Raw genomic sequence first — 7,230 nt, 5'->3', positions numbered from 1 at the left:
GGGTTTGGCCCGACGGCTTCTTTCGCCAGAGGCGCTTTGACCATGCCTCCGTCTATGCTTTGCCAAGCCCAGGCTATGCCCTCCATTTCATCGTATTCCGCCAGTCCTTTGCGCCACAGCCGAACGAAAACCCCCTGCTTCTTCCATTCCAAGAAGTATTTGTGCACTGAGCTTGCGCTACCAAACCGCTCTTTGGGTAACGCCTTCCACTGGCATCCCGTGCGCAATACATACACGATCCCCGCAAATATCTTCCGCGAATCCAGCGGCTTGCGTCCTCCTCCCGGACGCCTTTTATATTTCCGCCCCTTCTCTCGCTTCCGCCGCGGAATCAATGGCTCAGCTTTTTCCCAGAGCGCGTCCGACACTTCCCACGAATATGTAATGTTCATGCAGGAAGGTTATCATTATGCCCCAATCAGTGCAACTATTTATTTACGGATAAGCTCTAAGTGCATCTGGATCATTGAAATTAAAGGGGTATGCCTGTATTTTTGGGCCAAAAGGGTTTTTGCGGCATCGAGAGTTGGTGAGCGTTATAACTTTATGTCCTTTGCCTAAAAGTCGCTGAGCCATGTATTTTCCAGAGTATCCGAAGGCGCCCGTGACTGCATGGATGGATAGTTGTGACATATGTATTTATACCAACTAACGCCGGAATTGAGCGGCAATCCCGCTGTCTGCCTGCCGGTAGGCAAGAGCGGGACGCGGTACGGAGCGAAAGCGTTCGCGCATCCGCGCCGGAAAAGCCCGATTGTCAAGGATAAAGATTTGACCCCGCGCCACCCGACGATGTTGACAGTATGGGTGAGGCGCACACCGCGCCATGCTTTCTGTCAAGGGGTTTTTCTCTGTTGCTTCTCCAGCTCCCTTTTTGCCTTTTGTTCCTGTTTGTTTATCTTCTGTTTCCGACCCTTGTCCTTATCCTTCCTGCCTTTGTCTCCCATTGCGCACCTCCTTTTCCCGTTGTCCCTCATCTTTTCGCCGCGAGCCCCGTTCAGCGCAACCCCCTGCGGTCGCGCTGAACAGCCCGGATCAGCGGCAAGGCTCCAGCGTTTGCGCTGGCCTCGTTCGCGCATCCGCGCCGGCAAGGCGGCAGCCCCTAGACGAATGGAGGGGTCGTCCGCTCGAATGGCTAGTCCATCACCCTCGACTAATGAGTGTAAGGAACCTGTGCCTCAGCCACTCTGATCAGGGAACAAAGGGCCTTGTTGACTGAAACATCGTCCGTGAAAACCCGTGCGACATCGCGTTCAAGTCGTACGAGATTCGTCCCTGCGCGATAGCGCTTGGCGTATTTCCCACGGATGCCCCCCTTCAGCCCTGAAAGATCGTATTCCGGGCGCAATTCGTCTCTCTGAAGGGATTTATTTACCTTCTTCATAATATTGTCTCTCACGTCTTGTTGTTTTGCGTGCGCTGATCAGTCTGGTCTTCTTGCCACGATCAATGTACGACACAATCAATATCTTGCCCTGCGATGACATACCAACAGTCAGGAACCGGTGCTCGCCTGGCGAGTGATCCGGATCGGGGGAATGTCCACGACAACGAATCCCCAAATACCGTTGCCGCCTCGTGAAATGAGACACCGTGTTTATGGATGTTTCGCTTCTCTTTGTTAGCATCCCAATCAAATTCGATTTCCATGTTCTGATTCTACCGTATTCCGCCTCCCATCTCAATCCCGTTTTTCCGCGACTAACAACGGAATTGAGCGGCGATCCCGCTAACTGCGGGACGAGGCAGGGGGCGAACGCACGACGTGTTGCGCATCCGCGCCGGTGCTCCTCAGGTTCTCCAGTCAATAGTCATGGTATAGACTCTGATTCTTCATTTCTTACAGGCGATTTCCAGGCCCAAAAATCGTGTCTAAAGCCTATTTTAAGGCCTGAAATCTACCTAATTCACGCTCACTCAAGAAGATATCGTGGTCCGAACCGTATGCCGCAATAGTCATTCGGCCAACGGGTTGAAGTCCCGTCCGGGAAATTGCCTGTGCACCCCGGTAGCTTGAGAGAGGAGTGAGGGGTAACCCAAAGCGCCGGTTCTCTGACACCCTGGCAATCCCGGTGACGAGACAGGTTGTAACGAAAGTAAATCCATAGGTAGCTCCGAAATTTTGGTAGGGGATGCCGATCCCGTGGTCAAAGGGAGAAGGCCGCCGCTTGCGGTTCCACATGAACAGGCCGGAGCCGATAGATCCCCCGGAGTAGCAGGAGCGACACGCAGGAAGGGGCGAATGGTGAAGTGCGGGAGACCCCGTTAGATGATCGAGCTGGGATCAACCGGTGGATATAAGGCTGAGCCGAAATTCCCCCAGGTCTAAAAGGGAGTCGGAAGTGCTCCTAGTACCGCCAGAGGAGCAAGACAGCAAAACTTGCTCCGAATGCCGGCAGGTGCGGCTGCGGGAAGGGGCACGACTTGCACCATGCTTTCCACGTAAGCCAAGAGTGAAGATTGCCGATAAGGCTAAAAACTCCTGAAAGTATCAGAAGCTTACAGCCGAAGCTATACCTGAAGGCCAAGCAAGAGCCTCCCTGGAAGGCGATAGCGAATGCCTCAGGACGAAGGTGCTCGGAACGTCCCGCCATGGCGGGAGAAAACTGTCCCGCTAAGCGGGATGATGAGGGGGAGCAGGAAAACTGAAACGGGAAAGCTATACGGGCATCCCGCCAAGGCGGGAGAAACGGCGGATACAGACAAGCTGAACCTAAATCAGATCAATCCTGTTCCCTACTCTACCTGATGTTTTTCAAGAGTGAAAATAAGCGAATTGGTTGGCAATGCCCCGCGCTATTAAGCTATAGCCAACCTATCGATATGAGAAATTTGGTTAACTCGTCCTCCCCATGGTCTATTTCAGGAAAGAACTCGCTGTCAGGGGGGCTGGAGGTCCCCACATCGCCCTCCTCATTCTCTTCGGGTGGCTTGGGGTCCACCGGCTTGCTCTTACCATCCATGTCGGGAGGGACGGAGCACTTCTCATCTGTGGGCGGATCCGGCTTGGGTTTTTTGGGCGGCATATGATTGTTCTTTTTCTTACTCATTGATTAAACCCTCCTTCTGGATTTCACTGGCTTTTGTGATACTCGTCGGCCGGAATGCCCTTGGGGCCATAGCGCAGCCTTCCGTAGGAATCGTACCAGGGGGTGGAATCGCTGTAGTGGTAGTACGATTCTTTCCCCGGTGAATAAGTTTTTGTATCCGTAGCCTGTGGGCCCTGCCTGAGCCTACCATAGGAGTCGTACCAAGGCGCACTTTCGCTCTGGTAGTAATACGGTTCCTTCCCCGCGGGATAGTTCTTCATCGGTGCGTCCTCGTAACCATGCTGGAGACGTCCGTATGAATCGTACCATGGGGCGGTTTCGGAAGAATACCAGTACGGCTCGCGTGATTTATCATGGGATTTTTGACCAGCGTAGGTGGATTCTTTTTCTCCGGCGAAGGCGCAGGACATCAGAACGAGGAATGCCATGATGACGGGACGTTTCACAATCACCTCAGTTGGCACCGTAGCACATCCTGCGAGCGCTGCCCAGTCACACGCAAGCAATCATCAATCGCCTGACGGGACAGCATAGGTATCCGTATCGTACACCGGGTAACTCTCCTGGCTATAGTAAGGAGCAGGATAGGAATATGTGTAGGGATAGTAATACGGCTGCGGATAATAGTTCGGATAATAATAAGGCGCATAGTAATATGGCCTATAGCGAGGATACCTATAGTAATACGGGTGATAACCATGATAGTAGCCTCCCCGGTATCCATGCCGGCTATGATAAGGCCCGCCCCCGTGATGCTCCGCCACCACCGCGCCTGCAGCACAGATAACCGCGCACACGAATGCCGACAACAACAATCTTTTCATATCACACCGCCTTTCTGCATTATGTCCAGCCAATAAACAAGCAAAATGCATGCCACGGCGAGGCAATGCTCACAGTAAAACATTTGTTAATCTAACCTTCTGTGAATGAGGCTATTATGTCACAACTGAATTGGAACTCCCCCGCATGATCGTTTATCTGCACCCAATTGCATGATTCGCTTTGAGGCAATTGCTTAATCGATTATTACAAAATGCAGCAGTTGAACTGGCCCGCATTATGAGTGCACAGCCCTCAAAGGATTTATCTATGTATTTTACAAAAACTTCGCGCTGATTTCAAGGATCGCACCTCGCATTCAGCGAGCACGTCATCTGTCATTATGATTGGTATGTGGACGTGATCACCGCAATCGAAAAAGAGCCGTCTCGTTCCGGGCTATTATGCCGACATCACTATCTTCGATCCTCACAAGATCAGGGACATCTCCACTCCACAGGATTGGTTCCAATACTCCCAGAGGATTGAGTATGTCATGATCAACGGCGTGCCGGCGATGGTAAGGGGAGTTCCGACCGGCGGACGAGCGGGGAGGGTGTTGAAGAGAAAGCCGTAGCACCCAGCCGCGGATCGCTGGTTCGCACCTGTGCTATAATGGGTCCATGGCCGAGACCCTCACCTCAAAATTCTCGCGCATCGCACTAGAGTCTCCCGAGGCTGTCGCGATGCTCATGCGCGACGGCGACTCCGTGAGCAACTGGATGTACGGACAGCTCTACCACTCCGCGCAAAAAGTGGCACGCTGGCTCTGCCGCCAGGGGATCAGGAAGGGGGACCGGGTCGCCCTTGCCATGGAGAATCTCCCTGAGTGGTCGATCTGCTATTTCGGGATCCTCCTCTCCGGGGCAATTGCGGTGCCCATAGACGCACAGGCAGGATCGGATGAAATGAGAGAGCTGCTGAGCCGCACCATGAGCCGGGTGCTCTGCGCGTCTGAGAAAATATCGCTCGAGCATATCGGCAGCCTCCAATTCCTTGAGGCGCTCATTCTCGTCGGCGCGCAACACGCCGTGGATGAAAAGGCGGTCACGCTCTCGTCGATCCTTTCCTCTGATGATGAGGAGATTGACCTGCCATCTGCGACGCCGCACGACATTGCGTCGATCATCTTCACCTCAGGCACCACGGGTCCCCCCAAAGGGGTAATGCTCACGCATAAGAATTTTCTATCAAACTTTGACAGCCTCGCGCAGCTCAACTACATCCAGCCGGGCGACAACTTCCTCTCCATCCTGCCGCTCCACCATGTATTCCCCTTTATGATTACCCTTATCGCTCCTCTCTTCTCCAGAGCCAGGATCACCTATGTCGCCACCCTCAAGGTGGAAACGATCTTGCATTGTCTCAACGAGCAGTCAGTGACCATATTTGCAGTTACACCGCAGGTTCTCCAGCTTCTTCATAAAGCCATTACCGACCGTTTGAGACAAATGCCCAGGCCGGTCAGATGCCTCCTCCGCCTCACGTTGGGATGCGGATGGCGCATCAAACGTATTGCCGGCGTCAATCCTGAGGGGCCTCTCCTCCGGAAATTGAGGGCAGTGACCGGAAAGGGGTTCCGTTACTTCGTCTGCGGGGGGGCGCACTTGGATGCGCGGATCGCGCGCGATTTCTTCACCTGGGGGTTCCCTGTGCTCGAGGGCTACGGCTTGACGGAAACTGCTCCGGTCGCAACAATGAACCACCCCGGGAAGGAATGCCTCGGCTCGGTGGGGCAAGCGATCCCCGGCGTTTCGATACGCATCCTCAACCCGGATGAGAAGGGCATCGGAGAGGTCCTGATCAAAGGCGACAATGTGATGCAGGGATATTTTCAGGATGAGGCGGCAACACGCGAGGCTCTCGAAGACGGATGGTTTCACAGCGGCGATCTTGGCCGGTTCGACAGTCAAGGTTTTCTCTTCATTGAAGGGAGGATCAAGGAGCTCATTGTTCTCTCCTCGGGCAAAAAAGTATCCGCTGAAGAGGTGGAGGCGCACTACGGAACCGTGCGCTCAATAAAGGAGCTATGCGTATTCATTGATGAGCGTGGAGAAATACTGGTGGGTGCGGTAGTCCCCGACCTCGATTATTTTAGAAAAATCGGTGAGGCAAATATACGCGACCATGTGAAATGGGATCTCGAATACGCCGGGGAACACCTCCCCCCATACAAGCGGCTCAAGGATTTCGTGCTCGTTGACGGGCTCCCCAAGACGCGCCTGGGCAAGGTGAAGCGCCAGGAAGTTATCGGCATCTACAGGGAAGAGCTGAAGAGAAAAATCGCGGGTGCCCGCGTGGCGCGCCCTGAAGAACCGCTCTCCATAATGGGCGAAATGGTTCGAAAGATATTGCAGCGGGAAACAGGCAGGGAACATATCTCCCTCTCCGACCAGCTCGAGCTTGACCTGGGCATTGATTCGCTCGGCCGCGTCTCGCTCATGGGCGCTATCGAGAAGGAAGGCGCGATCACCCTGGAAGAAGAGGGATTCCTGCGCGCGCTTACGGTGGGAGAGCTGATCTCCTCTGTTGAGCGCACGGCCCCAAAAGGGATATCCGACGAAGCCTGGGAGGAGAGATCATGGAGGGAGATCTTGAAGGCGGGACATCCCCTTGAGTTGAGGGATAAAATACACATCAGGGGCGGTGTGTTTTCAAGCCTGCTGACATTCTCGGGGGCGCTGGTATTCTGGTTGGCTCTAAAACTTTATTTTAGGCTCCGGGTCACGGGTCGGGAGCATTTCCCCAAAGGCGGCTTCATCATCTGTCCCAACCACACGAGCTACCTCGATGGTTTTATCGTCTTCTGCGCGCTGCCGCTGTCTCATAAGTTCCGCATTTTCTTTCTCGGGCTTCACAACTACTTTGAGGTGCCGATACTCAAACACATGCTGAGGGCGTTGAGAATTATTCCGGTGGATGCGGCGCGCAATATCATAGAAACGTTGCAGGCTTCTCATTATGTCCTCGATAATGGAAAAGTGCTCTGCGTATTTCCCGAAGGCGCCCGGAGCATCAGCGGGGATGTGCAGGAATTCAAGAAAGGCGTCGCAATTCTCGCCAGGGAATCGGGTGCAGTGATCGTCCCCGCGTACATCAGCGGCGCGCACCGCGCATGGGGACCGGGCACATGGTTCCCGAGGCCCGTATCGGTTCGCGTTCGTTTCGGCGATCCTCTCTCATTCAATGAGCTGCGTGACCGCGCCGCGCCAGCACCCAGCGCTGACGAATGCGATGCTGCCGCTCAAGCCTTGAGGAGCGCCGTGATTGCACTAAAGCACTATCCCGCTGAGCTGAAAAGCCCTCGCTAGCAGTTTTGGGCCCTGATAGTTAGCCATCGGGCTCCCTTTTTGCGCAC

The 7,230-nt window shown here is 54.2% G+C and carries 7 protein-coding genes and 1 pseudogene; 1 reads left to right on the top strand and 7 read right to left on the bottom strand.

Annotated features, from left to right (window positions below; translation table 11 throughout):
* The 7 genes and pseudogenes from NTX71_03560 to NTX71_03530 form a co-directional block, all read right to left on the bottom strand.
* Positions 1-392 (bottom strand): transposase (locus NTX71_03560; GenBank protein MCX6338979.1); only part of this gene is annotated, 392 nt, incomplete at its 3' end.
* 43 nt (positions 393-435) lie between these two features.
* Positions 436-576 (bottom strand): hypothetical protein, encoded by a 141-nt coding sequence (locus NTX71_03555; protein ID MCX6338978.1) that lies wholly within the window; start codon positions 574-576, stop codon positions 436-438.
* A 577-nt stretch (positions 577-1,153) separates the two neighbouring features.
* Entirely contained in the window at positions 1,154-1,384 is a 231-nt protein-coding gene (locus NTX71_03550) for a hypothetical protein (GenBank protein MCX6338977.1), read from the bottom strand.
* Positions 1,368-1,644: pseudogene (locus tag NTX71_03545) on the bottom strand (BrnT family toxin). The gene NTX71_03550 and the pseudogene NTX71_03545 overlap by 17 nt, the downstream one beginning before the upstream one ends.
* Positions 1,645-2,804: 1,160 nt before the next feature.
* The gene (locus NTX71_03540) at positions 2,805-3,050 is read right to left on the bottom strand and encodes a hypothetical protein (GenBank protein ID MCX6338976.1); all 246 of its coding nucleotides are present in this window, start codon (positions 3,048-3,050) and stop codon (positions 2,805-2,807) included.
* 23 nt (positions 3,051-3,073) lie between these two features.
* Positions 3,074-3,514 (bottom strand): hypothetical protein, encoded by a 441-nt coding sequence (locus tag NTX71_03535; GenBank protein MCX6338975.1) that lies wholly within the window; start codon positions 3,512-3,514, stop codon positions 3,074-3,076.
* Between the two features lie 45 nt (positions 3,515-3,559).
* A complete protein-coding gene (locus tag NTX71_03530; GenBank protein ID MCX6338974.1) occupies positions 3,560-3,874 on the bottom strand; it encodes a hypothetical protein in 315 nt (104 codons plus the stop codon).
* A gap of 621 nt (positions 3,875-4,495) precedes the next feature.
* On the opposite strand from NTX71_03530, the gene NTX71_03525 reads away from it, so the two are divergent.
* Positions 4,496-7,183, top strand: coding sequence for an AMP-binding protein (locus tag NTX71_03525; protein MCX6338973.1), 2,688 nt, complete (start codon positions 4,496-4,498; stop codon positions 7,181-7,183).
* Positions 7,184-7,230: the final 47 nt, after the last annotated feature.

This window comes from Candidatus Auribacterota bacterium, from assembly GCA_026392035.1.
Lineage (GTDB): Bacteria > Auribacterota > Tritonobacteria > UBA1439 > UBA1439 > JAPLCX01.
This window is presented reverse-complemented; position numbering and strand designations above follow the sequence as displayed.